General features: G+C 72.8%; 18 protein-coding genes. 3 read left to right on the top strand and 15 right to left on the bottom strand.

Features of this window, described 5'->3' with window-relative positions; genetic code table 11:
* Positions 1-33 precede the first annotated feature (33 nt).
* Positions 34-720 carry a TetR/AcrR family transcriptional regulator gene (locus AB4880_RS04645; RefSeq protein ID WP_367918033.1) on the top strand — a complete coding sequence of 229 codons (687 nt, stop codon included), beginning with the start codon at positions 34-36 and terminating at the stop codon, positions 718-720.
* A gap of 79 nt (positions 721-799) precedes the next feature.
* On the opposite strand, the gene AB4880_RS04640 is transcribed toward AB4880_RS04645, so the two are convergent.
* Positions 800-2,080 carry an acetyl-CoA C-acetyltransferase gene (locus AB4880_RS04640; RefSeq protein ID WP_367918032.1) on the bottom strand — a complete coding sequence of 427 codons (1,281 nt, stop codon included), beginning with the start codon at positions 2,078-2,080 and terminating at the stop codon, positions 800-802.
* Positions 2,081-2,237: 157 nt separating this feature from the next.
* Here AB4880_RS04640 and AB4880_RS04635 point away from each other — a divergent pair, with 157 nt between their 5' ends.
* Both AB4880_RS04635 and AB4880_RS04630 read left to right on the top strand, forming a co-directional pair.
* Positions 2,238-3,584, top strand: coding sequence for a 3-oxoacyl-ACP reductase (locus AB4880_RS04635; RefSeq protein ID WP_367918031.1), 1,347 nt, complete (start codon positions 2,238-2,240; stop codon positions 3,582-3,584).
* A gap of 1 nt (position 3,585) precedes the next feature.
* Positions 3,586-4,431 carry a MaoC family dehydratase gene (locus AB4880_RS04630; RefSeq protein ID WP_367918030.1) on the top strand — a complete coding sequence of 282 codons (846 nt, stop codon included), beginning with the start codon at positions 3,586-3,588 and terminating at the stop codon, positions 4,429-4,431.
* Between the two features lie 72 nt (positions 4,432-4,503).
* Here AB4880_RS04630 and AB4880_RS04625 read toward each other — a convergent pair whose 3' ends face one another.
* The 14 genes from AB4880_RS04625 to AB4880_RS04560 form a co-directional block, all read right to left on the bottom strand.
* Positions 4,504-6,597 carry an elongation factor G-like protein EF-G2 gene (locus tag AB4880_RS04625; protein WP_367918029.1) on the bottom strand — a complete coding sequence of 698 codons (2,094 nt, stop codon included), beginning with the start codon at positions 6,595-6,597 and terminating at the stop codon, positions 4,504-4,506.
* A 55-nt stretch (positions 6,598-6,652) separates the two neighbouring features.
* Positions 6,653-7,519, bottom strand: coding sequence for an acyl-CoA thioesterase (locus AB4880_RS04620; RefSeq protein ID WP_367918028.1), 867 nt, complete (start codon positions 7,517-7,519; stop codon positions 6,653-6,655).
* The gene (locus AB4880_RS04615) at positions 7,516-8,466 is read right to left on the bottom strand and encodes a PAC2 family protein (protein ID WP_367918027.1); all 951 of its coding nucleotides are present in this window, start codon (positions 8,464-8,466) and stop codon (positions 7,516-7,518) included. The genes AB4880_RS04620 and AB4880_RS04615 overlap by 4 nt, the downstream gene beginning before the upstream one ends.
* A gap of 19 nt (positions 8,467-8,485) precedes the next feature.
* Positions 8,486-9,970, bottom strand: coding sequence for an amino acid permease (locus AB4880_RS04610; protein WP_367918026.1), 1,485 nt, complete (start codon positions 9,968-9,970; stop codon positions 8,486-8,488).
* 31 nt (positions 9,971-10,001) lie between these two features.
* On the bottom strand, positions 10,002-11,123 hold the full coding sequence (locus AB4880_RS04605; protein ID WP_367918025.1) for a gluzincin family metallopeptidase: 1,122 nt from the start codon (positions 11,121-11,123) through the stop codon (positions 10,002-10,004).
* Between the two features lie 127 nt (positions 11,124-11,250).
* Positions 11,251-13,161, bottom strand: a complete 1,911-nt coding sequence (gene dxs, locus AB4880_RS04600) for a 1-deoxy-D-xylulose-5-phosphate synthase (protein WP_367918024.1) — start codon at positions 13,159-13,161, stop codon at positions 11,251-11,253.
* A 255-nt stretch (positions 13,162-13,416) separates the two neighbouring features.
* Entirely contained in the window at positions 13,417-14,652 is a 1,236-nt protein-coding gene (locus AB4880_RS04595; RefSeq protein ID WP_367918023.1) for an HNH endonuclease signature motif containing protein, read from the bottom strand.
* A 99-nt stretch (positions 14,653-14,751) separates the two neighbouring features.
* Positions 14,752-15,711 carry an SMP-30/gluconolactonase/LRE family protein gene (locus tag AB4880_RS04590; RefSeq protein WP_367918022.1) on the bottom strand — a complete coding sequence of 320 codons (960 nt, stop codon included), beginning with the start codon at positions 15,709-15,711 and terminating at the stop codon, positions 14,752-14,754.
* Positions 15,708-16,136: an NUDIX domain-containing protein gene (locus AB4880_RS04585; RefSeq protein WP_367918021.1), complete on the bottom strand. Its 429-nt coding sequence runs from the start codon at positions 16,134-16,136 to the stop codon at positions 15,708-15,710. The genes AB4880_RS04590 and AB4880_RS04585 overlap by 4 nt, the downstream gene beginning before the upstream one ends.
* A 51-nt stretch (positions 16,137-16,187) precedes the next feature.
* Positions 16,188-17,243, bottom strand: coding sequence for a class I SAM-dependent methyltransferase (locus AB4880_RS04580; RefSeq protein WP_367918020.1), 1,056 nt, complete (start codon positions 17,241-17,243; stop codon positions 16,188-16,190).
* Entirely contained in the window at positions 17,240-17,926 is a 687-nt protein-coding gene (locus AB4880_RS04575; RefSeq protein WP_367918019.1) for an NIPSNAP family protein, read from the bottom strand. The genes AB4880_RS04580 and AB4880_RS04575 overlap by 4 nt, the downstream gene beginning before the upstream one ends.
* 74 nt (positions 17,927-18,000) lie before the next feature.
* Positions 18,001-21,030 carry an ATP-binding protein gene (locus tag AB4880_RS04570; RefSeq protein ID WP_367918018.1) on the bottom strand — a complete coding sequence of 1,010 codons (3,030 nt, stop codon included), beginning with the start codon at positions 21,028-21,030 and terminating at the stop codon, positions 18,001-18,003.
* Positions 21,031-21,039: 9 nt separating this feature from the next.
* A complete protein-coding gene (locus tag AB4880_RS04565; protein WP_367918017.1) occupies positions 21,040-22,347 on the bottom strand; it encodes an aminotransferase class V-fold PLP-dependent enzyme in 1,308 nt (435 codons plus the stop codon).
* Positions 22,344-25,154, bottom strand: coding sequence for an Ig-like domain repeat protein (locus tag AB4880_RS04560; RefSeq protein WP_367918016.1), 2,811 nt, complete (start codon positions 25,152-25,154; stop codon positions 22,344-22,346). Before AB4880_RS04560 ends, AB4880_RS04565 begins: the two co-directional genes overlap by 4 nt.
* Positions 25,155-25,184 lie beyond the last annotated feature (30 nt).

The raw sequence follows: 25,184 nt of genomic DNA, 5'->3' as shown, positions 1-25,184 counted from the left end.
AACACCGAGTTGCACGTCCCGTACACTTCTCCCATGGCGACCAACGCACCGGCCACCGACGGCCGTCGCAAGGCGGCGGCCGCGCGCCGCAAGGCGCGGCAGGCGGACATCATCGCCGCGACCCGCCAGATCTTCGACTCCAAGGGTGTGCGCGACGTCCAGATCGAGGAGATCGCGACCGCGGTCGGGATCAACCGGGCGATCGTCTACCGGCACTTCACCGGCAAGGAGGAGCTGTTCGCGCTCACCCTGGTCGGCTACCTCGAGGAGCTGCGCGAGGCGATGCTCGCGGCGGCGGGCGGGGCCGAGGCGCCGAGGGAGCAGCTCGAGGCGATCGTGGGCGCCTTCGTCGACTACGGCGTCGCGCACCCGGCGTTCGTCGACTGCGCGCAGGCACTGATGGTCCGGCCCGGCGAGGAGCTGCTGCTCGAGATCGCGGAGGGCCCGCTGTTCAAGCTCGGGCGCGGGATCACGTCCTGCCTGGCGGTGCTGTCCCAGACCCTGGCCGACGGCGTCGCCAAGGGCGCCTTCAACCTGCCCGACGACCCCGACCTGCTCGCCAACGCGCTCTACGCCAGCGGGCTGGGGGCGCTCTCGCTCGCCCGGCTCGGCATCCTGGTCAGCGAGGTCGCGCCCGGCATCCCGACCGTCGGGCAGATCTCGCCCGCGCAGGTCCGGTCCTACCTGGTCCGCTCCGCGGTCGCGCTCGTCACCGCCTGAGTTTGAGCCTGGCCCCGAGCCCGCACCACGACGAACGACCCGCCCCCACCAGGGGACGGGCCGTTCGCATACAAAGGGGTCAGCGCTCCAGGATCGCCACCACGCCCTGGCCACCGGCCGCGCAGACCGAGATCAGCGCGCGGCCGCCGCCGTTGGCCTGGAGCAGCTTGGCCGTGTTGGCCACGATCCGGCCACCGGTGGCGGAGAACGGGTGGCCCGCGGCGAGCGAGGAGCCCTTGACGTTGAGCTTGGCGCGGTCGATCGAGCCGAGCGGCGCGTCGAGGCCGAGGCGCTCCTTGCAGAACACCGGGCTCTCCCAGGCGGCCAGCGTGGAGAGCACCTGCGAGGCGAAGGCCTCGTGGATCTCGTAGAAGTCGAAGTCCTGCAGGGTCAGGCCGTTGCGCTCGAGCATCCGCGGAACGGCGTACGCCGGCGCCATCAGCAGGCCCTCGGCGCCGTTGACGAAGTCGACCGCCGCGACCTCGGAGTCGACGAACCAGGCGAGCGCCTCGAGGCCGTGCGCCTCGGCCCACTCCTCCGAGCCCAGCAGGACGGCGGACGCGCCGTCGGTCAGCGGCGTCGAGTTGGCCGCGGTCATGGTCGCCGCCTCGCCCTTGCCGAAGACCGGCTTGAGCTTGGCGAGCTTCTCCAGCGAGGAGTCGGCGCGCAGGTTGTTGTCGCGCTCGAGGCCGCGGAAGGGCGTGATCAGGTCGTCCTGCCACCCCTCGTCGTAGGACGCCGCGAGGTTGTGGTGCGAGGTGACGGCGAGCTCGTCCTGCGCCTCGCGGCTGATCTGCCACTCCAGCGCGGTCAGCGCCTGGTGCTCGCCCATCGACAGGCGGGTGCGCGGCTCGCCGTTGGACGGGATCGCGAGGCCGATGTCGCCGGGGCGGATGGTCGCGAGGATCGCGAGCCGGTCCTTGGTGGAGCGGGCGTTGTTGAGCTGGAGCAGCTTCTTGCGCAGCTTCTCGGAGATCGCGATCGGCGCGTCGGAGGTGGTGTCGACGCCGCCGCCGATGCCGGATTCGAGCTGGCCGAGCTTGATCTTGTTGGCGATGTAGTTGATCGCCTGCAGGCCGGTGCCGCAGGCCTGCTGCAGGTCGACCGCGGCGGTCTCGGGCGCGAGCTTGGTGCCGAGCACCGACTCGCGGACCAGGTTGAAGTCGCGGCTGTGCTTGAGCACCGCGCCACCGGCGACCTCGCCGATGCGTTCACCCTCCAGACCGAAGCGAGCCACCAGGCCGTCGAGCGCGGCGGTCAGCATCTCCTGGTTGGACGCGGTGGCGTAGGCGCCGTTGGAGCGGGCGAAGGGGATCCGGTTACCGCCGAGTACGGCGGCCCGACGAACAGTGTTGGCCATGCTTCTATCCTCACGCTCGGGGACCTGCAGGAGAACCGTTTGAGTGGCAGATCACGAAATGTGGACTCAGAGTTACACATCTAGTTACATAGGCTACGAGCGGGCGACGCCCGTGGACAAACCTTCCGCACCACCTCCTCACAGAATGCGACTGAGCATGAGCGACAAGTACCAGGGCTTCGTGAGCTCCCCGATCGGCAAGATCCTCGTCAAGAACCTCGGCCTTCCCAACCCGGTCGCACTCGACCGCTACACCGACGGCGACCCGCTGGTCAGCGGCACCGTCCTGGTCGGCGGCACCGGCCGCCTCGCCGAGTCGCTCCCGGGCCTGCTCGACCTGCTCGGCATCGCGTCCACCACCGCGCTCGAGGACGGCGCCAAGGTCAAGGGCATCGTCTTCGACGCCAGCGGCCTGCGCGACGCCGCCGACCTGGTCGCGCTCCGCGACTTCTTCACCCCGGTGCTGCGCAGCCTCGAGAGCTGCGCCCGGGTGGTCGTCATCGGCACCCCGCCCGAGCTGACCAAGGGCGGCGAGCGGGTCGCGCAGCGCGCGCTCGAGGGCTTCACCCGCAGTCTCGGCAAGGAGATCGGCCGCGGCGGCACGGTCCAGCTGGTCTACGTCGCCGAGGGCCAGGAGGCCGCGGTCACCAGCACTCTCGCCTTCCTGCTCTCCCCCAAGTCCGCCTACGTCTCGGGCCAGGTGGTCCGGGTCGGCGCCCACGGCCCGGCCACCACGACGTCCGTCGACGACTGGACCAAGCCGCTGGCCGGCAAGGTCGCCCTTGTCACCGGCGCCAGCCGCGGCATCGGCGAGGCCATCGCCCGGGTGCTGCACCGTGACGGCGCCACTGTGGTCGGCGTCGACGTCCCGCAGGCGGCCAGCGAGCTGCAGACGCTGATGAACGAGCTCGACGGCGACTGGCTGACCCTCGACATCACCGGCAAGGACGCCCCGCAGCGCATCGCCCACCACCTGCAGGAGAAGCACGGCGGCGTCGACGTCGTCGTCCACAACGCCGGCATCACGCGCGACCGCAAGCTCGCCAACATGGCGGCCAACGACAAGGGCGACCGCTGGACGTCGGTCATCGCGGTCAATCTCACCGCCCCCGAGCTGATCACCCGCGAGCTGCTCGACCAGAAGGTCATCAACGACGGCGGCTCGATCATCGGCGTCGCGTCGATCGCGGGCATCGCGGGCAACGTCGGCCAGACCAACTACGCCGCGTCCAAGGCCGGCGTGATCGGCTTCGTCGACAGCCTCGCCGACGAGCTCGACAACGGCATCACGATCAACGCCGTCGCGCCCGGCTTCATCATCACCCAGATGACCGCCGCCGTCCCGTTCGCGACCCGCGAGGTCGGCCAGCGCCTCAACGCGATGGCCCAGGGCGGCCTGCCGGTCGACGTCGCCGAGACCATCGCCTGGTACGCCAACCCCGCGTCGTCCGCCGTCAACGGCAATGTCGTCCGGGTCTGCGGCCAGATGATGCTGGGAGCCTGAGATGGCGCTGCCCGTCATGCTCAAGGCCGCGCTCCCCGCGGTCCCCGGCGTCAACCAGCTGCCCGGCATCAAGAAGACCGGCGGCGCGCTGCCCGACGTCACCCTGCGCCGTGACGACCTGGTCGTCGCGCGCGCCGAGGTCGAGCGGTACGCCGACGTCTGCGGCTTCCCGCACAAGGACGTCGCCCCGCTGCCCTACCTGCACATGCTGGCGTTCCCGCTGCACCTGCAGCTGATGACCGACGCACGCTTCCCGTTCCCGGCGATCGGCTCGGTGCACCTCGAGAACACCATCGTCCAGCACCGTCCGGTCGCGATCGGCGAGACCGTGTCGCTGGCGCTGCGCGCCGACAACCTGCGGGCGAGCACCAAGGGCCGCGCCTGGGACATGAACGTCACCGCGACGGTCGGCGACGAGGTCGTGTGGGAGTCGGTGTCGACCTACCTGCGCATCGGCAAGGGAGACAAGGACGGCGGCGACCCCGGCATGTCGCTGGCCCCCGTCGCGGCGAAGGGCCCGGTGTGGAGCCTCGGCAGTGACCTCGGCCGGCGCTACGCCGCGGTGTCGGGCGACCACAACCCGATCCACCTCTACCCGCTGACCGCGAAGGCGCTGGGCTTCCCGCGCCACATCGCCCACGGCATGTGGAGCAAGGCCCGCTGCATCGCGGCCCTGGAGAACCGACTGCCCGACGCGGTAAAGGTCGAGGTCGCGTTCAAGAAGCCGATCTTCCTGCCGGGCAAGGCGCAGTTCGGCGCCGCCCCCAACGGCGACGGCTGGGACTTCACGCTGGTCAACCCCAAGTCCGGCGCGCCGCACCTGCTGGGGCGCACCACCGCGCGCTGATCCTCCGTCTCACCCGGCATACCTGCTCCGTTTTCGGGCGAAGGACGACCGATATGCGGGGTGAGACGACGGTCAGTGGTGCCGGGGCGACACCTGCCTGGCCTGGTCCTCCGGCATCGGCTCGTAGTGCGCGAAGGCGCGGGTGAAGGTGCCCGCGCCTCGCGTTGCCGCGCGCAGGTCGACGGCGTACCGGATCAGCTCGCGCTGCGGCACGTGCGCGCGGATGAGGGTCCGGCCGTCGGCGACGTTCTCGTTGCCGAGCAGCCGGGCCCGCCGCGCGGACAGGTCGCTCATCACCGTGCCGACCAGGTCGTCGGGGATGAGGACGCCGACGTCGTCGTACGGCTCCAGCATCGAGACGCCCGCGGCTTCCGCCGCCTCCCGCAGCGCGAGGGCGCCGGCGCTCTGGAAGGCCATGTCGGAGGAGTCGACGCTGTGAGCCTTGCCGTCGGTGAGGGTGACCCGCAGGTCGACGACCGGGTAGCCGTTGCGCAGGCCGCGCTCCATCTGGGCGCGCACCCCCTTCTCGACGCTGGGGATGTAGTTGCGCGGCACCGAGCCGCCGACCACCTTGTCGACGAACTCGAAGCCGCTGCCCTCGGGCAGGGGCTCGACCTCGATGTCGCAGATCGCGTACTGCCCGTGGCCGCCCGACTGCTTGACGTGGCGGCCGTGCCCCTTGCCCGCGCCGGAGATCCGCTCGCGCAGCGGCACCAGCAGCTCGCGCTGCTCGACGGTGACGCCGTGGCGCTCCGCCAGCCGCTCCAGGACGACGTCGGCGTGCGACTCCCCCATCACCCACAGCACCAGCTGGCCGGTCTCGGCGTTGTGCTCGACGCGCAGGCTCGGGTCCTCGGCGGCGAGCCGGGCCAGCGCCTGGGAGAGCTTGTCCTCGTCGGAGCGGGTCGCCGCCTCGATCGCCACCGGCAGCAGCGGGTCGGGCATCGACCACGGCTTGAGCACCAGCGGGTGGTCGACGGCGGAGAGGGTGTCGCCGGTCTCGGCGCGCGAGAGCCGAGCGACGGTACCGAGGTCGCCGGCGAGCACCCGGCCGGTCGGCACCTGGGTGGCGCCGAAGGGGTGGCCGAGCGCGCCGATCCGCTCGTCCTCGTCGTGGTCCTCGTGGCCGGCGTCGGCGGCGAAGAAGGACGAGAAGTGACCGGACACGTGGACGGCGGTGTCGGGGTCGAGGGTGCCGGAGAAGACGCGGACCAGGCTGATCCGGCCGACGTACGGGTCGCCGGCGGTCTTGACCACCTCGGCGACCAGCGGCCCCGCGACGTCGCAGGCGAGGACGCCGACCGACTTGCCGGCGGGCGTGAACACCTCGGGCGAGGTCCGCTCCAGCGGCGACGGGAAGCCGTCGACGCACAGGTCGAGCAGCTCGCGCAGCCCCACGCCGGTGGCGCCGCAGACCGGGATCACCGGGTGGAAGGAGGCGCGCGCGACGGCCGTCTCCAGGTCGCCGATGAGGACCTGGAGGTCGATCTCGTCGCCGCCGAGGTAGCGGTCCATCAGGCCCTCGTCCTCGGACTCCTCGATGACCGCCTCGATCAGCTCGCCGCGGCGCGGATCGTCGGTCTCGCCGGTGATGAGTCCGATCAGACCGGACGGCGCCCCGGCGTCGGCTGAGTCGATGAGGTAGACCGGCAGCACCTTGCCGCCCAGGACGGCGCGCGCCTGCGCGACCACTGCGTCGACGTGCGCCCGGGGATGGTCGAGCTTGGTGACGACGACCGCGCGCGGCATGTCGACCTGGGCGCACTCCCGCCAGACCTGGCGCGTGCCGTCGTCGATCTCCTCGTTGGCCGCGACCACGAAGAGCGCGCAGTCGGCGGCCCGGAGCCCGGCGCGCAGGTCACCGACGAAGTCGGCGTAGCCGGGGGTGTCGATCAGGTTGACCTTCACCCCTCGGTGCGCCAGGGGCGCGACCGCCAGCGAGATCGAGCGGCCGTGCCGCCGCTCGGCGTCCTCGGTGTCGCAGACCGTGGTGCCGTCGACCGTGCTGCCGGCCCGGGTGATCGCCTTGGTGTGCGCGAGGAGGGCCTCCACGAGGGAGGTCTTGCCCGATTGCGAGGGCCCGACCAGAACCACATTGCGGATCCGATCGGGCCCGGTCGCCGCGAGGCCCTGTTCGCCTCGCTTGTCTGCGTGCTTGTCGGCCATAGGCTCACGAAACTCCTGCCGCGCCCAGGAAACAAGGGGCAAGCGGGACGCGAGCCTACGAGCGGGGCCGGATCAGCCCCTCCTGGGCGACCGTCGCGACGAGCGTGCCGTCCTGGGTGTACACGCGCCCCAGCGCGAGCCCCCGCCCGCCGCTGGCCGACGGCGACCACTGGTCGTAGAGCCACCACTCGTCGGCCCGGAACGGCCGGTGGAACCAGATGGTGTGGTCGAGCGACGCCATCTGCACCTTGTCGGGCGTGTGCCGCGGGTGCGCGGCGAGCGCGGCACCGAGGAGCGTCACGTCGCTGGCGTAGGTGAACGTCGCCAGGTGCTCGATCGGGTCGTCGCTGAGCCGGCCGTCGACGCGGATCCACGCCAGGGCCTGCGAGGGCCGGGCGGGGTCGACCGGCTCGAGCCCGTAGGCCGAGCTGCCGAGCCAGCGCACGTCGAGCGCCGCCCACTCCTTGCTCAGCCCGTCGTCGGTGCCGCGCTCGGCCATCAGGGCCATCAGGTCGAGGCCCTCCTCGGGCGCCTTGACCTCGGGCATCGCGTCCTGGTGCTCGAGGCCCTCCTCGGCACGCTGGAAGTTGAGCGACTGGTAGTAGATCGGCCGGCCGTGCTGGCGGGCGAGCACCCGGCGGGTCGAGAAGGAGCGTCCGTCGCGGATTCGCTCGACGTCGTAGATGATCGGGACGTTGTAGTCGCCGGGCAGCAGGAAGTACGAGTGCAGCGAGTGCACGTGCATGCCCTCGTCGACCGTCCGCGACGCCGCGATCAGCGCCTGCGCGGCCACCTGGCCGCCGTAGACGCGCTGCCGGATGGTCTCCGGCTGCTGGCCGCGGAACAGGTCGGTGTCGAGCTGCTCGAGGTCGAGCAGGGAGATCAGCTTCTGCGTCGCCTCCCCCATCACGCGCTCGGTCACGATGCTCCTCCGGTCTCGTCGGGGCCCTCGAGGCCGGCCAGGAACTGCTCGAACTGCCGGCCGATCTCCTCGCCCGTCGGGAGGGGCTCGTCCTCGGCGAGCAGGCTGCTGCCCTCCTCCTCGGCGCGGGCGAAGGTGTCGTACTGCTGCTCCAGCGCGGTGACGACGTCCTGGACCTCGTCGTTGGCGGACAGGTAGCGGCTGATCTCGTCCTCCCGCTCCTCGGCGAGCTCGCGGAGCTCGGTGAGGTCGATCGTCAGCCGGGCGGCCAGCTCGACCTGCTCGAGCACCGCCAGGGACGCGCGCGGGTAGTCGAGCTGCGCGAGGTAGTGCGGCACGTGGGCGACGAAGCCCTGCGCGTCGCGGTCCCACTCGCCGAGGCGCACCTCGAGCAGCGCCTGGGCGCTGCTCGGGATCCGCAGCTCGCCGCGCCACGGGCTGGTGCCGGTGAGCAGGTCGGGGTTGTTGGCGTGGTGGGTGATCGCGATCGGCCGGGTGTGCGGCACCGCCATCGGCACCGAGCCCATCGAGACGACGAGGGTGACGTCGAAGCGGTCGATCACCTCGAGCACCGCGCGGCAGAAGGCCTCCCAGCGGATGTCGGGCTCGGGCCCGTGCAGCAGCAGGTACGGCGAGCCGCCGGCGTCGCGCAGCATCCGGACGACGAGCCGCGGCGCCTCGTAGCCCTCGTAGTGGTCGCGGGCGAAGGTCATCGGGGGCCGGCGCGCCCGGTAGTCGTGGAGCTGGTCGACGTCGAAGGTCGCCACCACGACTCCCCCGCCCTCGGGCGAGGAACCGCCGACGCGCACCAGGTGCCGGGCGGCGAGCGCGCCGGCGTTGCCCGCGTCGAGGAAGCCCTCGAGCGCGACGATCATCGGCAGCGACTCGACGCCCTCGAGCTCGGGCACCTCGTCGACGATGTGGACGAGACGGGTCGATGAGGTCACGCGGAAAGCCTATTCCCTCCTACTCGGGCGCCGGCGCGAGCCTGCTGTGACGCCGTCCGTAGGCGAAGTAGACGACGAACCCGATGAGCATCCAGACCACGAACCGGATCCACGTGTCGCCGGTCAGGTTGAGCATCAGGTAGAAGCACATGAGGGTCGACACGGCCGCGACGACGGGCGCGAGCGGCGTACGGAAGCCGCGCGGCAGGTCGGGGCGGGTGCGGCGCAGCACGACCACGCCGATGCTCACCAGCATGAACGCGAACAGGGTGCCGATGTTGACCAGGTGGGCCAGCGTGGACAGGTCGACGAATCCGGCGAGCGCGGCGACGGCGATGCCCGTCGCGATCGTGATCCGGTACGGCGTCCCGTAGGTCGGGTGCACCTTGGCCAGCGCCCGCGGGAGCAGCCCGTCGCGCGCCATCGCGAAGCCGACCCGCGACTGACCGAGCATGAGGATCATCGCGACCACGACCAGGCCGATGCAGGCGCCGACCGAGATCAGGTTCGGCATCCAGTCGACGCCGGACGCCTTGAAGGCGTCGGCGAGCGGCGCGGCGCTGTTGGGGTCGATGTCCTGGTAGCTGCGCACGCCGGTGACGACGAGGCTGACCGCGGCGTAGAGCACGGTGACGATGGCGAGCGAGCCGAGGATGCCGATCGGGACGTCGCGCTGCGGGTTCTTGGTCTCCTCGGCCGTGGTGGCGACGATGTCGAAGCCGATGAACGCGAAGAAGACGATCGCGGCGCCGGAGATCACGCCGGCGAGGCCGAAGACCGCGGGCTGCAGGCCGAGCAGGCTGGTGATGAGCGGTACGTCGGCGAAGCCGCCGCTCGACGCGGGCGTGGGCTGGGCGTCGGGGATGAACGGCGTCCAGTTGCTGACGTCGATGTGCGCGATGCCGACGATGATGACGGCCGCGACGACGACCAGCTTGAGCGCGACCACGACCTGGTTGAAGCGGCTGGAGAACTTGGTGCCGCGGATCAGCATGAACGTGACGAGCAGCGCGATCACGACGGCCGGCAGGTCGATGAAGCCGTCGGCGGCCGAGCTGATCTGGGTCGGCAGCGTGACGTGCACGATGCCGAGCACCTCCTGCAGGTACGCCGAGAAGCCCGTCGACAGCGCGGCGGCGCCGACGGTGAACTCGAGGACCAGGTCCCAGCCGATGATCCACGCGACCAGCTCGCCGAGCGTGGCGTAGCTGAACGTGTAGGCACTGCCGGCCACGGGAACCGTCGAGGCCAGCTCGGCATAGCAGAGCGCCGCCAACCCGCACGCGACGGCGGCGATCACGAAGCTCAGCGCCAGCGCCGGCCCGGCGTTGCTCGCCGCGACCGTGCCGGTCAGCACGAAGATGCCGGCGCCGATGATCACGCCGACGCCGAAGACCGTGAGGTCGAGCGCGGACAGATCCTTGCGCAGCCGGTGGTCGGGCTCGTCGGTGTCGGCGATCGACTGCTCGACCGACTTGACGCGGAACAGGCTGGTCGGACTCATGGGACTCCTCGAGTGTCTCTAGCCGCTGTGTCTAGCCGCCGTAGGTGGTGGTCATCAGGGCGACGCCGCGCTGCGCGAGCTGCGCGGTGGTGACGCCGAGGACGTCGGGGATCACCGCATCCTGGTCGGCCTCGTCGCGCAGCCGGTCCATCAGCAGGAACAGCATCTGCTCACCGTAGACGCTCGCGACGTACTCGCAGACCCACCACGACAGGGCATACCACGCCTCGGCGTCGGGGCCGGCGAACTGCGCCTCACCGGGCAGGTCGCGCGCGGACGCCGCGACGGAGAGCGCGGTGGCGGGCAGCTGGCGGCGGTCGGGCGCCATCGGCCGCACCGAGACGTACTCGGCGATGCCCTCGTTGAGCCACAGCGGGATGCCGCGGGCCCGGCTGCCCAGCGTGGCGTGCGTCAGCTCGTGGCGCACCAGCCGGCCGAGCACGGACGACGGCTGGTCGAGGATACGCGGGTTGAGGAAGACCCGGTACGACGCGTCGCCGCGGCTCGGCTCGCGCACGTCGGCGGGGACGGCGATCGTCAGCCCGTCCGCGCGATCGGGGTCGCCGACGGTCTGGCCGGCCAGACCGCGCAGGAAGGCGGGGTCGCGCAGCGAGTAGACGACCACGCCCTCGTCGACCGACGCGGCGCTGCCGACGACGCTGCGCACCTCGTAGCGCCCGGTGCTCGCGGCGGAGACCACCCGGTCGGCGTAGCGACCGGTGCTGTCGTCGAAGATGCCGAGGATGCCGGGACGCTGGCGGACCTCGATCCGGCCGACGTCCCACGGCTGCGTGTTGCCGGGGTGGCCGGTCTCCCACTCGGCGTCGGTCGTCGAGGCGACGACGAGCCGCTGCCTGTCGACCGACGGCGTGAACCGGAAGCGGTCACGCGTGCGGACGGGCACGGCGTCGTAGCCGTCGAGGCGCAGCGCGACGGTGACCTCGGCCCAGTAGTCGTCGCTGCCCGCGACCGGGCGGATGGTCTCGGGGTCGACCTTGATCCGCAGCACGCCGACGGGCAGCTGCGCGATGTTGTCGAAGTAGACCTGTTGGTCGCGGACCAGCGACGCGTCCGAGCGGTCGAGGCTGCGGCGGAAGCGCGCGACGTCGTGCCGGCGCAGGCCGGCGGCGCGCAGGCTGAGTGCGCGCTGCATGAGGGTCGCGACGTCGTCGTACCCGTTGCCGGAGTAGGTGGGTGGCGGCGGGTCGTCGGAGCAGGCGGCCAGAGGGAGAAGGGCCGCCGTGAGCGCCCCGACGAGTGCAGCCCGCGCGCGCCTCGCGCTAACGCGAGCCGTCGACATCGAGGAGTGCCCGCCCCTCCGGTGCGGGCTCTGCGCTGATGTCGTGGAGGGTCTCGAGCGCGATCGCGGACGCCGACAGGCCGATCCGCTCCATGATCGCGTCGCGCTTGGCGTGGTCGAGGAACTCCTGCGGGATGCCGTGGAGCCGCACGGGCGTGCGGACGCCCGCGTCGGCCAGGGTCTGGAGCAGGACGGCGCCGACGCCGCCGACGATGCCGTTGTCCTCGATGGCGACGACGCGGCGGTGGGTGCGCGCGAGGTCGATCAGGGCGGGGTCGACCGGCTTGACCCAGCGCGGGTCGACGACGGTGACGCCGATGCCCTGGGCGATCAGGCGCTGGGCGACGTCGACCGCCGTCGGCGCCATCGCGCCCACGGAGACGACGAGCACGTCGCGCTCGCCCTCGCGGACCAGGACGTCGCAGCCGCCGGCCTTGCCGACCGCCGCGATGTCGGCGGGCGGCGGGCCCTTCGGGAAACGGACGACGGTGGGCGCGTCGGCGACCTCGACGGCCTCGTCGAGCAGCTCGCGCATCCGGGTCGCGTCACGCGGCGCCGCGAGGCGCAGGCCGGGGACGACCTGGAGCAGCGACATGTCCCACATGCCGTTGTGGCTGGCGCCGTCGTCGCCGGTCACGCCGGAGCGGTCGAGGACGAAGGTGACGCCGCACTTGTGGAGGGCGACGTCCATCAGCACCTGATCGAAGGCACGGTTGAGGAAGGTCGCGTAGACCGCGAACACCGGGTGCAGGCCGCCCATCGCGAGGCCCGCGGCCGAGGTGGCGGCGTGCTGCTCGGCGATGCCGACGTCGAAGGTCCGCTCGGGGAAGCGCGCCTGGAACTTGTCGAGGCCCACCGGGTGCATCATCGCGGCGGTGATGGCGACCACGTCGGGCCGGCGCTCGCCGATGCTGACGATGTGCTCGGCGAAGTGGTCGGTCCAGATCGGGCCCTTGGGCTTCTCGGCGCCGGTCTGGACGTCGAACGGTCCGGGCGAGTGGAACTGGTCGGCCTCGTGCCGCTCGGCCGGGTCGTAGCCGAAGCCCTTGCGGGTGATCGCGTGGACGATCACCGGGCCGCCGAAGCGCTTGGCCTGGGTGAGCGCCTGCTCCATCGCACCGCGGTCGTGGCCGTCGACGGGGCCGACGTACTTGAGGCCGAGGTCCTCGAAGAGACCCTGGGGCGCGAGCGCGTCCTTGAGGCCCTTCTTCATCGCGTGCAGCGCGTCGTAGGCCGCGGCGCCGACGCCGGGCACCGCGTTGAGGCGGCGCTTGACCACGTCGAGGACGTGCTCGTAGCGCGGGTTGGTGCGCAGGCTGGTCAGCGCCGTCGCGAGGCCGCCGATGGTCGGCGTGTAGGAGCGGCCGTTGTCGTTGACCACGATCACCAGGCGCGAGTCGTGCTGGATCGCGATGTTGTTGAGCGCCTCCCAGGCCATGCCGCCGGTGAGCGCGCCGTCGCCGATGACGGCCACGACGTGACGGTCCTCGCCGCGGATCGCGTAGGCCTTGGCCAGCCCGTCGGCATAGCTGAGCGCCGTGGAGGCGTGGGAGTTCTCGACCAGGTCGTGCTCGGACTCGGCGTGGCTGGGGTAGCCGCTGAGGCCGCCCTCGCGCCGCAGCGTGCCGAACTGCGCGGCCCGGCCGGTGACGAGCTTGTGGACGTAGGACTGGTGGCCGGTGTCGAAGACGATCTTGTCGCGCGGCGAGTCGAACACCCGGTGGACGGCGAGGGTGAGCTCGACGACGCCGAGGTTGGGGCCGAGGTGGCCGGTGTTGGTGGCCACGGTGCGGATCATCAGGTCGCGGATCTCGGCCGCGAGCTGGGTCAGCTCCTCCTCGTTGAGGGTTCGCAGGTCGCGGGGACCGGTGATCTTCTCGAGGACAGACATGGGTTCGAGTCTAGGGCGTGCTTCTCAAATCAGTGTCGTTGCGAGGGGGTCGCGGCGGCTTGGCCACATTCCTGCGGTGGTGCCGCGGTGTCTGGGCGTCCGCTTCCGGTTTGCTGAGTGCGGGGACCTTTTTACTGATGGCGTGGTGGCGCGCCGCGGTGGTCGAGCTGGTTGGCTGAGGTCGCCTGCTGGTCTCCGGCTGGTGCCGGTACACCCCTGTCCAGCGGTGGGTAGGTCGTTGCTCGTCTTATCGGCTCATGTTCGGAGTGGGTGGGTGCCGCGGTGGTCGACCTGCCACCCGAAGCCATTCAGACTCGTCCACTGATAGGTGCCGGGCATCGTCACCTCATAGCGCCACTCGGAGTGCGTCTTGGCGCGGTGGTGGCGTCGGCATAGCGGGACGAGGTTGCAGGGGCAGGTGGGTCCGCCTCGGCCGTGGGGTCGGGCGTGGTCGAGGTCACATCTGCGGGCCTTGCGGCCGCAATGCGGGAATCGGCAGGCGTGGTCGCGCAGCTCCACCTGGGTGCGGTGGCGGTCGGGGATCTCGTAGGACGTGACCGGGATGTGCTCGGCCAGGTCGATCACGGGCCGCACGACCACGGTGCCGACTCCGCCGAGCCACTCACGGACCTGCTCCGCACTCACCGGGCGGTCGTTCCACCGGGCGACCGGGTTCTCCCCGGCGAGCGTCGCCGGCGTGATGTGGACGTTGATCGAGGCCTTGCGGCCGGGGCTGCCGTCGAGGTCGACCATGAGGTCGGCGCGCGCCAGTTCGCCGACGGCCTTGGACCGGCGCACATCCAGCGACGTCGCGTCGCCCAGCGCCCCCAGCAGGCTCGCGCGGCGGGCCACCGCCTCGTCCCGGTCGCGGGCGTCGGCCGCGTCCAGCAGGCCGGACACGGAGGCCAGGCCGTTGGTGGTCGGCTCGTCGATGTCGACGTAGCGCTGGTCGGCGGCAGCCGCGCGCTCCGCCTCGGCGCGCTCGGGGTCGAAGCGCAGCACGGCCTCGGCGATCATCCGCTCGAGCTGGGCCCAGCCGACGCCGGAGGCGTTGAACAGTTGCCGGTCGACGAACGCGGCGGCCTCGGCAGACAGGGCGTGGGTCTGGTCGGCGATCTTCGCCGCCCGCCACGGCGCGAGCCGTCCGGCCATGACCGCGGCCCAGACGTTCGGCAGGCGCCACGCACAGCCGAGGACCTGGCCGACGTAGGCGCGGCCGCCGTCGGGCGAGCGGCCCAGCACGGCCACCAGCTCCATCAGCGCGAACTCCGACACCAGCGGCGCCCCGTCGCCCGCGATCGGCAGACCCGTGTCGACGAAGCCCTCCCGGATCGTCGCTGCGCCCTCGACACCGTCGACCACGTTGGCTTCAGCCCAGGTGGCGATGCGGGTCCACTCCCGGATCACCGAGGCCTCGCGGCCCGCGACTTCCGCGCGCAGCTCCGCCAGCACCGTGGCGGTGCTGGTGTCGGGAGCCGCGTTGGAAGCCATACCCCCATCCCAACAGGTTGGGCCGCCCTGGCCTACCCGCCAGCGGAGGAATTGCTGCTCCCACCCCGGATCTTGCCGAAACCGGCAATATCCGCCTCGCTACACCGTCGCTCGCGGGATCGCGGAAAGGTCGAGGCAGGCGATGGCCGGCTCGTGCAGGCTGCCCACCCAGAGTCGCCCCTCGTGCTCCCGCACGCCCGTCACCATGTGGTACGACGTGCCGTGCTCGCCCGGCGTGACGTCGATGTCGTGCACCCGGCGGCCCTTGTCGTCGTAGGCGACGGCGCGGACGGTCTGCTTGGGCTTGGGCTGCAGCGCCTCGGGGATCTTCGTGACCAGCTTGCGCAGCCGCAGCGGGCTGGTGTGCAGCCGCTCGACGAGCGGGTCGGTGGGGCTGGCGATGCTGATCCAGATCAGCCCGTCGGAGCCGCGCGCGATGTTGTCGGGATAGCCGGGGAGGTCGGAGCAGAGCCGGTCGCGCATGCCCTTGTTGGGGCCGGTGAGCCAGTGCCGGGCGACGGTGCGGGCGCCGGTCTCGGCGACGCAGACGTAGTCCTCGGCGGCCGACAGGGCGACGCCGTTGGCGAAGGCGAGGCCGTCGAGCACGGTGGTGACGGTGCCGTCGGGGTCACGGCGCAGCAGCCGGCCGGTGCGGGTGTGCTGGACGAAGTCGTCCTTCCACTGCGTGATGCCGTACTTGGTCGAGGAGTCCGACCACCAGATGGTGCCGTCGGACGCGATGGCCGCGTTGTTGCAGAACCTCATCGCGGTGCCGCCGACCTGGTCGGTGATCGGCTCGACCGCGCCGGCGGCGGGGTCGACCCAGAGCAGGCCCTTGAGCGCGTCGCAGACGAGGAGCCGACCGTCGGGGGCGAACTCGATGCCGAGCGGACGGCCGCCGGTGTGGGCCACGCGCTCGACACGGCCGCCGTCGGGGCTGATCCGGAAGATCGCGCCGTCCTCGGTGCCGGTGAAGACGCAGCCCTGGTCGGGGCCGTGGGTCGCGACGACGACGTCCTCGGCGCCGGGGCCGGGGACGGGGATGACGGTGAAACTCATCGGATCAGCTCCTGATAGCGGTCGGAGGCGAGGAACTCGGGCAGGATCCGACGGGCAGCATCCCCGATCCGGAGCGCGGGAAGGGTCGCGGGCTCGACGAACACGATCTGGCGCCCTTCGCCGAGCACGATGTCGGCGTCGGTGGCCGTCGTCGCGGCCGCATACACCCGAATCAGGTCGTCGGTGCCGTAGGCGGGGTGCACCACCGGGTACTCGCGCCACAGGCGCAGGGCCGGTGGCGCGAGCCGCAGACCCGTCTCCTCGGCGAGCTCGCGGTAGGCCGCGTCGTCGGGATCCTCGCCCTCGTCGACGTGGCCGCCGACCAGGCTCCAGCAGTCGGGCGAGATCACCGGGTGCTCGTCGCGCTCCTGCAGGAGCAGCCAGCCGCGCGGGTCGACGAGCAGCACGGACGCGAAGCGGGGCACGGGGCCAACCTACCGACCCCGTGCCCCGCTCCGGTCAGGGCGCGCGCTCCGTCACGGCACGAGCACGTAGAACCGCATCAGGTCGTGCTCGATCGGCGCGATCCGCACGTCGGCGAAGCCCGCCTCGGCCGCGTACTTGCGCAGCACCGACGGCCGGAAGAGCGCGCCGGTGCCCGCGGAGTCCGGCTCGGCCATCCCGACCGGCAGGCAGTGCAGCACGCTGGCCGCGCCGAGCAGCCGCTCGATCGGCGAGCCGTCGGGTGCGAACTCCTCCTCGGCGCGCTCGTCCATCACCAGGACCCGGCCGTCGGGCCGCAGCGCGCGTCGTACCGCCTGCAGGGCCGCAACGGGGTGGGCCATGTCGTGCAGGCTCTCGAAGAAGAACGCCACGTCGTACGACGCGACGCCGTGGTCGCCGTCCGAGGCCACCACCTCGAACCGGGCGCGGTCGCCCACGCCCGCCTCGAGCGCATGGGCCCGGGCGTCCATGACCGAGGCCTCGTCGAGGTCGATGCCCTGCGCGAGCAGGCCGTCGTAGCCCTGCGCGAGCGAGATCGTCGACCAGCCCACTCCGCAGCCGAGGTCGAGCGCCCGGGCGCCGTCGCGGCGGAGCAGCGCGTCGACGTCGGGCAGCGACGGCAGCCAGTCGTCGACCAGCCGCTGGGTGAAGTCGGCCTTGTTGAACAGGCCCTGCCCCTCACGCACGTCGTCGCCGTAGGCGCCGAACGACATGCCACTGCCGGTGCGCCAGGCCTCCAGCACCTGCGGCAGCGACGTCCCGCAGCCGCCGGCCAGCAGCGCGAGCGCGCCGCCGTACAGCGGGCCGGCGGGGTCGCCGAGCACCGCCTGCTGGTCGTCGGACAGGTGGTAGGAGCGCTGCTCCGGCGCGGCGGCCGGGTCGGCGACGGAGACGAGTCCGGCGATGGTCTGCTGCTCGAGCCACTCCCGCACGTAGCGCTCGATCACGCCCGAGCGCGCGGAGACCTCCGCGGACGTGCCGGGCAGCGCGTCGTACAGCCCCAGTCGGCGGCCGAGCCAGACCGTCGCCATCTCCAGCGACCCGAGCGTCTGCCCGAAGAGCCGCTCGAGCAGCTCCTCGGCGCTCATGCCGACACTCCCACCGCCGTGCCCGTGATCCGCGCCTCCGCCTCGGCGTCCCAGGAGCCGGCGCAGGTGCAGACCAGCCGGCTGATCCGGCCGCCGGTGACGGTAGCGAGCACCGTCCCCACCGAGAGGTATGACGTCTCGCCCGTCGTGCGCCAGCGGTACTCGGCCGCGAACCCGGCCGGTGTGGGCTGGACGTCCCAGGTCTCGATCGTGTGCCCGGGGCCGTCGCTCGCGAGGATGCCGGTCAGCTCGGCGGGCCCGGTGGCGTGGACGAGCGCCTGCGGGAACATGCCGACGAAGGCGACGTCGTCGGTGTAGGCCGACGCGGTGGCCTCCGAGCGCTCGATGTCGGCCCGGAAGACGTCGGCGAGCGCGACCCGCTCGTCGTGGCCGCTCAGCGGCTCGAGGTCCACGAAGGACGGCGGCCCGGCGAGCAGGCCCCGGAGCCGGGCGGCGAAGGCGTCGGTCTCGGGCAGCGCGGAGTTGACCATCGCCGACGCATAGGAGTCGAACTCGGCGACGACCACGACGTGGGTGGGGTCGGTGCGGTCGACGTAGGCGTGCTCGCGGAGCAGGGTCCGCCGTCCGGCGGTGTCGGCACGCCACTGGGCGGCCAGCTCGTCGATCTCGGCCATGCGGTCGGCGCGGTCGAGGTGGATGTCCTGGATCTGGATGAACGACATGACGGGCCTCCTGGGTCCGGGGGTGGTGGGTGGTGACACCCGGAAGGCGTGAGGTAGCGCCTCACACCGGAAGGTCAGGTCTCCCAGCTGACCGGCTGCTCGGGGTCGTAGCGGCAGAAGGAGCCGGTCCGGACCGACCGGCCCAGGTGCGCCCCCAGAGCCGGGTGGACCTCCTCGATCCGCCGGATCGCGTCGCGGATCCGCCAGGTGACGGCGCTGCGGGCGCGCTCGGCCGCCGCGCCGGTACGGCGGGCCCGGCCGCCCAGGCCGTAGGCCGCCCCGAGCTCGGCCACCAGGAAGGCCCGCTCCTCCTCGGCCTGCGTCCGGGCGTCGGCGTCGCCGTCGACGGCGGCACGGTCGATGTCGTCGTCGAGCTCGGCGAGCCGGCGCTTGTAGGCCGCACGGGCCTGCTCGTCGAGGACCGGGCCGGTGTCACCCTCGGGCGGGGCGCCGCCGGGAGCGCCGGCCAGATCGAGGGCGTGGGTCTCGCTGCCGGGACGGGCGAGCAGGACCTGGAGGTCGCTCATCCCCTTCACGTGCCGGACCACCGCCGCGGTGCCGGCGAACGCCACCTGCCACAGGTCGCCGTCGCGCCGGAAGCGGTTGGGCGCCTCGACCGGCTGGACGTCGACCGCCTCCCGAGCCCGCGCGAGCGCGGCCTGCGCCTCCCGCACGTGCACGCCGGCGAGCACCGCTCCCGAGGCTGCCGCGGCCGCCTCCGCCTGCTTGAGGTGGGTCTCCGCGGCGTCGAGATCGCCCTCCAGCAGGGCCAGCTCGCCGACCAGGCGCGACACCGGTCCGATCGCGCCGGCCGCGATCCCGTCGACGCCGAACCGGTGCGACCAGGGCTCCAGCGCCCGCCGGACGACGGCGGCGGCCGCGGGCGGGTCGTCGTACCGGAGGGCGGCGATGGCCAGCAGGCAGAGGTTGGAGACCATCTCGGCGTCGTCCTCGAGCGAGGCGACGGCGGCGGCGATGCTCGGGAGGGCCGCCGCGCGGGCGACTCGCGGCTGTCCGGGGAAGAGACTGACGAAGCCCTGGCCGGCCGGTGCCGTCTCGGCGAAGACCTCGATCAGGCCGCGCAGCTCGCGCAGGATCTCCTCCTCCTGGTCGGTCTCGATCGCGATCCAGCTGCGCTGCACGGACGCGAGGATCACCGCGTTGTGGCTGCCGGCACGGCGGCCGATCCGCTCGGCCTCGTCGGCGCACTGCCGGACCAGCGCGAGGTCGCCCTCCAGGTGGGCCACGAAGCCGCGGAAGAGCGGCACGTACCAGCTGTAGATCGGCTGCCGCAGTGCGCTCGCCGCAGCCTCGAAGGCAGACATGTCCGCCCGCGCGGCCGTCGTCCTCCCCTGCTCCAGCAGGGCGACGATCCGCAGCCGGAGGCCGAGCAGCTCGAGGCCGCGGTCACCGGCGGCCCGGGCCCGGTCGACGACCTCGCCGGCGTCGGCCTCGCGCCGCTCCGAGTGCGCGGGCCCCGCGATGATGTCGCAGCGCGCGGCCAGCGCGTGCGCGATCGCCCGCGGATCGCCGAGGCGGCGGGCCAGGGCGACCGCCTCCTCCGCCAGCTCGGTACGGCGCGCGGGCGTGCCGGAGAACGAGGCCGCGACCGAGAGCCGGGCCAGCAGGTGGGCGCGGGTCACGCTGTCCGCGTCGCCGAGCGCGGCGAGCGCCTCCTCGAGCAGGTCGAGCTGGGCGCGGTCCCACAGCCGGATCTCGAAGCCCGCCTGCCCCGCCGCGAACCCGAGCGCCGCCTCGGCCAGCCCCTCGGCGTCGCCCGCGGCCCTGGCCAGGCGGGCCGACTCCAGGAAGTCGGCGCGCGCGGCGTCGAGGTCGTCGTAGGCGAGGACGGCGGCGCCGCGGTCGAGCAGGATCCGGCGGCGGACGTCGTCGGCGGGCGGGCACGCGGCCAGCGCGGCGGTGAGATGCTCGGCGGCCTCCTCGTAGGCCATCCGGTCCATCGCGGCATCGGCGGCGCGGCGGCTCATCGCGACCGCCTCCTCGGCGGGGACGAGCGGCAGCGCCCGGTGCAGGTGCTGGGCGACCTCGGCGGCCGCGGTCGGGTCGCCGTCCAGCCGGTCGGCGAGGAGCGCGGCGACGGCACGGTGGAGCTCGCGGACCCGCGTCGCGGGCACCGAACCCGCGACCGCCGCCCGCACCAGGGGGTGCGGCAGCTCGACCCGACCACCGACGTCGCGGGCCAGGCCGGCGGCGACCGCCTCGTCGAGCAGGGCGGCGACCGTCGCGGGCGGCTGCCCGGTGAGCCGCTGGACGACGTCCAGGCTGCTCGCCGTACCGGCCACGGCGGCGGCGACCAGCAGCTCGTGACACGGCTGCGAGACCCGGCCGAGGCGACGGCGGATGACGGCGACCGCCGAGCCGGGCACCTCCGCGAGCACGGCCGCATTGCCGCGGTCGGCGGCCAGCCGGGCCAGCTCGCCGACGAAGAGCGGGTTGCCGCCCGACCGCTCCCGCACCGCATCCGCCTCGTCGGCGCTGAGCACGACGCCGCCCTCGGCGCGGACCAGCTCTCGGACGGCGTCGGCGTCGAGCCCGGTCAACGGCACCGGCTCGGCGCAGGTCGCGAGCTCCGCGGCCAGCTCGGCGATGGCCGGGTCGGGCGCCGCCTCGTGGTCGCGCCAGCCGGCGACCACGAGGACCGGCCGGTGCGCGAGGGTGCGCTCGACGAAGCCGAGCAGCCGCAGCGAGCCGGCGTCGGTCCAGTGCAGGTCGTCGAGGACGACGAGCACCGGGGCGCCGTCCGCCAGCCGATCGAGCGTCGCGGCGACCGACTCGAAGAGCGCGAACCGGTCGACGCCCGGCGCCAGCGCCTCGCGACCGCCCGGGACGTCGCGCAGGACCTGCACCCACAGCCAGAACGGCGGCGTCCCCGGGTCGTCCCAGCCGGTGCCGTGCAGCACGCGGAAGCCGTGGGCGGTGGCGATCCGCCGGGCCTCGCCGAGGATCCGGGTCTTGCCGATGCCGGCCTCGCCGCTCACCCAGACCAGCCCGCCCTGGCCGGCCGCGGCGCGCCCGATCCGGTCGGTCAGGCGTTCGCGCACGCCGTCGCGGCCGAGGAGCAGCGGCTCGGCCGGGAGGGCCATGCGGTCAGGCTACTCGCGGGCGAGCCACCCGGGGAGCGAACGCGGATCCGGCGCGGGCAGGTGGTCGGCGTCGTACGTCCAGCGGGGGCCGGACCGCACCAGCGCGTCGAGCGCAGCGAGCAGCCGGTCGACGTCGTCGCTGTCGGTGCCGACGCCGACGCTCGCCCGGACGGCGGTCGCGCCGCTGTTGAGCCGGGCGAGCAGCGGGTGCGCGCAGAACCGCCCGGCCCGGACGGCGACGCCGTGCTCGGCCGAGAGGTACTGCGCGACCAGCGAGGCCGGCCGGCTCGCCAGCGTGAACGTCGCGAGCCCGAGCGTGTCGGTCGCGTCGTCCCAGATCCGCAGCACCCGCGCGCCGGGCAGCTCGGCGAGTCCGTCGCGCAGCCGCTCGCCCAGCGCGCTCTCGTGCGCGGCCTGCTCGCCCGGGTCGAGCGCGCCGAGGGCCTCGCACGCGGCGGCGATCGCGACCGCGCCGACGACGTTCGGCGTCCCGCCCTCGTGCCGTGCCGGGAGATCGGCCCAGGTCACCTCGTCGAGCGTCACCGCGCGCACCGCTCCCCCACCCGCCAGGTACGGCGGCGCGGCGGCCAGCCAGTCCGGCCGGCCGACGAGCACCCCGGCGCCGTAGGGGGCGTAGACCTTGTGCCCCGAGAAGGCGAGGTAGTCGATGCCGAGCGCGCCGATGTCGACGCGCCGGTGCGGGACGAGCTGGGCGCCGTCGACCGCGATCCGGGCGCCGTGCCGGTGCGCGACCTCGGCCAGCCCGGCCAGCGGCAGCAGCTCGCCGGTGACGTTCGAGGCGCCGGTGACGGCCAGCAGCGCCGGCAGCGCGCGGGCCAGGTCGTCGTCGGGCGCGGCCACCGTCGCGGCGAGCGTGGCGCTCGCCGCGACGGTGCGCCGCCGGCCCGCGACCCGGGCCCACGGCAGCAGGTTGGCGTGGTGCTCGAGGTCGAGGACGACCACGTCGCCCGGCACCGCCGACGCGAGCAGGTTGAGCGCATCGGTCGTGTGCCGGACCAACTGGACGCTGTCGTCGTCCCGCGCCCCGACGAAGCGGGCGATGGTCCGCCGCGCCGCGTCGAGGGCGGCCGTGCTGACGGCCGAGCCGAAGCCCGCGCCGCGGTTGACCGACGCGTAGTACGGCAGCAGCTCGGCCACTCGCGCGGTCACGCTCGCCAGCGCGGGCGCGCTGGCGGCGATGTCGAGGTTGGCGTACGGCGCACTCCCGCCGGTCACCAGCGGGACCCGGAGGTCCGCGCCGGTGACGGGCAGGAGCGGCCGGACCGCCTCGGCGGTCCGGGTCGCCTGCTGGATCACCTGGCGACCTTGAGCGACGTCGTCGCCGAGACGGCCGCCCGGTAGGAGCCGGCGCCGGCGTACTTCACGCCGACCTTCCAGGTGCCCTTCGCCAGCTTGGGCAGGGCGACGGTGACGACGCCCTTGCTCAGCGTCCCGGTGACGGTCTTCGTCGAGCCGCCCTTGGTGAGGGTGACCTTGACCGTGCCGGTGGCCGCCGCCAGCCCGGACGGGACGGAGATCGTGACCCGCCCGGCGCCGGCCTTCTTGGAGGTCGGCTTCTTCGTCACCGCGAACGCGACCTTCGACGGCGCGATGGCCGTGACCGTGTAGGACACCTGCGTCTGCGAGCCGGACCGGTCGGATCCGCCGTCGTAGACCAGCTTGGCCGTGTAGCGCTGGGCCGCGAGGGTGCGCGGCAGGCTGAACGTCGCGACGCCCGCCTCGACCGGCCGGGTCTGCGCGGCGCCGACGCCGGTCAGCGTCACCGAGCCGGTCGGCGTGACGCCACCGGGGCTGCTCACCGTCACCTTGATCGTGCCGGCCGTGCCGTAGGGGGTCGTGACCGACGCGGCGCTGCTGATGGTCAGCGCCTTGCCGACCGTGAGCTGCACCGGCGCCGAGGTCGACGAGCCGTAGGCGCCGTCGCCCGCGTACGACGCGGTGAGGGTGTAGCTGCCCGCGGGCACCGTGCCGGGAACGGTGAAGGTGGCCGTCCCGTCCTGGATCGGAGCGCTGATCGCTCCGCCCGGCAGGCCCGCGAGGCTGACCTCGCCGGTGGCGCCGGCCGAGACGGTCGCGGTGATCGTGCCGCTCTTGCCGTAGGTGAGCGTCGGCGCCGCGCCGAGGGTGGTCGTCGAGGTCTTCGCGACCACCTTGAGGGTCTGCTCGGTCGCCCCGGCGTCGACCCGGCCGGCCGCGCCGCCGCCGTACTCGTAGCGGAGGGTGTGGTCGCCGGCGGTCAGCGTCGGCAGCGCCAGGTCGACGGCGGCCGTGCGGTCGGCGCTGACGTCGGCCTCGCCGATCTTGGTGCCGTCGAGCAGCACCTGGACCGACCCGCCGAGCGCGCGGCTGCCGGTGAGCGGGGCGAGGGTGGCTCCCGCCGTACGGTCGGAGAAGAAGCCGGTGTAGTCGGTGTCGACCTTCACCTGCGCGGTCAGCCGGCCCGGGCTCTCGACCGAGACCGACGCCGGGGCGCCGGTGACGGCGACCGAGCTGTCGTAGCCGCCGGCCACGCCCACGATCACGTCGCGGATCTGGTCGATGGCCTCCTTGGCGAAGTTGCGCTGGTTCTGCAGCGAGTTCTGGCCGACCTCGGTGGTGACGTTGACGTTGCCGCGCAGCCGGTCGGGGTTGGCCGCGTCGTAGGTGGCGTCCTTGCCCTGGGTGAACCAGACCTCGCTCATGTACTCGACGTTGCCGGCGAACGTGCCGCCGTCGGGGTTGGTCCAGTCGCTGCGGATCGCCTGGTCGCGCACCGGTGCGGGCCGGCCGCGGTCGGTGGCGTCCTTGTCGTAGGACAGCAGGTGGCCGACCTGGATCTTGCGGGCCAGCTTCTCGGTGCCGCCGACGTCGTACTTGACCGGGCTGGTGCTCTGCGTGCCCGGCTCGTCGGTGGTGATCCGGTACTGGGTCTTGGCGTTGCTCAGCTTGTCGAGGATCCGCCCGTAGAGGAACGCCGGCCGGGTCTTGCGCGAGACGCCGCCCACCGTGCGGAAGGAGTTGTCGCGGATGTGCTTGTCGAGCGTGCCACTGTTGCCCGTCGAGTCCAGCGAGAAGTCGAAGTTGTAGACCTTCTTGATGCCGTACTGGCGGGCGTAGTCGGCGGTCTGCTTGATGATCGCCGCCGTGTTGTGACACCAGGTCCCGCCGAACAGGATGACGAACTCGCCGTCGCTGTCGAGGATGTTGAGCAGCTCCGGGTAGGTGATGTTCTCGATCCGGAAGTCGTCCTCGTCGCCGTTGGTCAGGTCGTCGGCGGCATTGAAGATGTCGCCGCCGAAGCGCGCGCGGTTGGCCGTCTCGACGGCCGGGTCGGCGTTCTTGACGTAGCGCTCGTAGTGGCGCCGGTTGTGCTCGGTGCTGATGAAGTCCCACTGCGTGTCGACGTCGAGCGAGGCCGAGGTGAGGACCCGCTTGACGTCGTTCTCGTACGCCGTGACGGCGTCGGGGGTCGACAGGTCGGGCGCGGTGGTGAGCGCGTCGACGATGCGCGCGTTGTCGCCGCCCGCGGCGTCGTACACGAAGAGATAGGGGTGCTGCGGCGCGACCCGCTGGTCCGGCTTCGCCGGGTCGTCGGCCAGCGTGAACGGCGTCTCGGCGTCCTTGCCGAGATAGCTGGTGACGAGCCGCTCGCCGAGGTCGAGGAACTGGTCCTTGCCCGCGTTGTCGGCGCTGTCGAGGTCGTAGCCGGTCAGGTCGAAGATGCTGAGGTCGTCGCCGTCGAGGTTGGGGTCGAAGTTGTAGATCTTCTCGATGCCCTGCGCCTCGGCCACCTTCTCGATGTGGCCGATGGTCTGCTGGAGCTCAGGGTCCTCCGGGCCGCCGATGACGAAGGCCCACTTGCCGGTGTTCTTCTTCAGCAGGTACTCGAAGCGCTCGAAGGTGACCGTCTCGAAGACGCTGCCCTTGTCGAGCGCGGGGAACTTCGCGTCGAACCAGTCGACGGTGGCGCCATGGGTGGGGGCGGGTAAGGGCGGCGTGGTCTGGGCACTCGGGTGCTGCGGCGTCGCGTGCGCGAAGCCGGGCGTGGCGAGCAGGGGCGCGACCGCGAGCGCGGCGACGGTGCCGAGCGCGGCGGCACGCCGCAGGAGGGTGCGGTGGTTCATCGGGGGGATTCGCTTTCGTGTCGGGGTGCT

The organism is Nocardioides ginsengisoli (assembly GCF_039537225.1).
Taxonomy (GTDB): Bacteria; Actinomycetota; Actinomycetes; order Propionibacteriales; family Nocardioidaceae; genus Nocardioides; species Nocardioides ginsengisoli.
The sequence above is the reverse complement of the archived record's forward strand: the minus strand, read 5'-3'. Positions and strand labels throughout refer to the sequence as shown.

Coding starts and splice junctions, on each gene's coding strand:
- AB4880_RS04645 (WP_367918033.1), top strand. CDS start 34: ATGGCGACCAACGCACCGGCCACCGACGGCCGTCGCAAGGCGGCGGCC.
- AB4880_RS04640 (WP_367918032.1), bottom strand. CDS start 2,080: ATGGCCAACACTGTTCGTCGGGCCGCCGTACTCGGCGGTAACCGGATC.
- AB4880_RS04635 (WP_367918031.1), top strand. CDS start 2,238: ATGAGCGACAAGTACCAGGGCTTCGTGAGCTCCCCGATCGGCAAGATC.
- AB4880_RS04630 (WP_367918030.1), top strand. CDS start 3,586: ATGGCGCTGCCCGTCATGCTCAAGGCCGCGCTCCCCGCGGTCCCCGGC.
- AB4880_RS04625 (WP_367918029.1), bottom strand. CDS start 6,597: ATGGCCGACAAGCACGCAGACAAGCGAGGCGAACAGGGCCTCGCGGCG.
- AB4880_RS04610 (WP_367918026.1), bottom strand. CDS start 9,970: ATGAGTCCGACCAGCCTGTTCCGCGTCAAGTCGGTCGAGCAGTCGATC.
- AB4880_RS04605 (WP_367918025.1), bottom strand. CDS start 11,123: ATGCAGCGCGCACTCAGCCTGCGCGCCGCCGGCCTGCGCCGGCACGAC.
- dxs (WP_367918024.1), bottom strand. CDS start 13,161: ATGTCTGTCCTCGAGAAGATCACCGGTCCCCGCGACCTGCGAACCCTC.
- AB4880_RS04595 (WP_367918023.1), bottom strand. CDS start 14,652: ATGGCTTCCAACGCGGCTCCCGACACCAGCACCGCCACGGTGCTGGCG.
- AB4880_RS04590 (WP_367918022.1), bottom strand. CDS start 15,711: ATGAGTTTCACCGTCATCCCCGTCCCCGGCCCCGGCGCCGAGGACGTC.
- AB4880_RS04580 (WP_367918020.1), bottom strand. CDS start 17,243: ATGAGCGCCGAGGAGCTGCTCGAGCGGCTCTTCGGGCAGACGCTCGGG.
- AB4880_RS04575 (WP_367918019.1), bottom strand. CDS start 17,926: ATGTCGTTCATCCAGATCCAGGACATCCACCTCGACCGCGCCGACCGC.
- AB4880_RS04570 (WP_367918018.1), bottom strand. CDS start 21,030: ATGGCCCTCCCGGCCGAGCCGCTGCTCCTCGGCCGCGACGGCGTGCGC.
- AB4880_RS04560 (WP_367918016.1), bottom strand. CDS start 25,154: ATGAACCACCGCACCCTCCTGCGGCGTGCCGCCGCGCTCGGCACCGTC.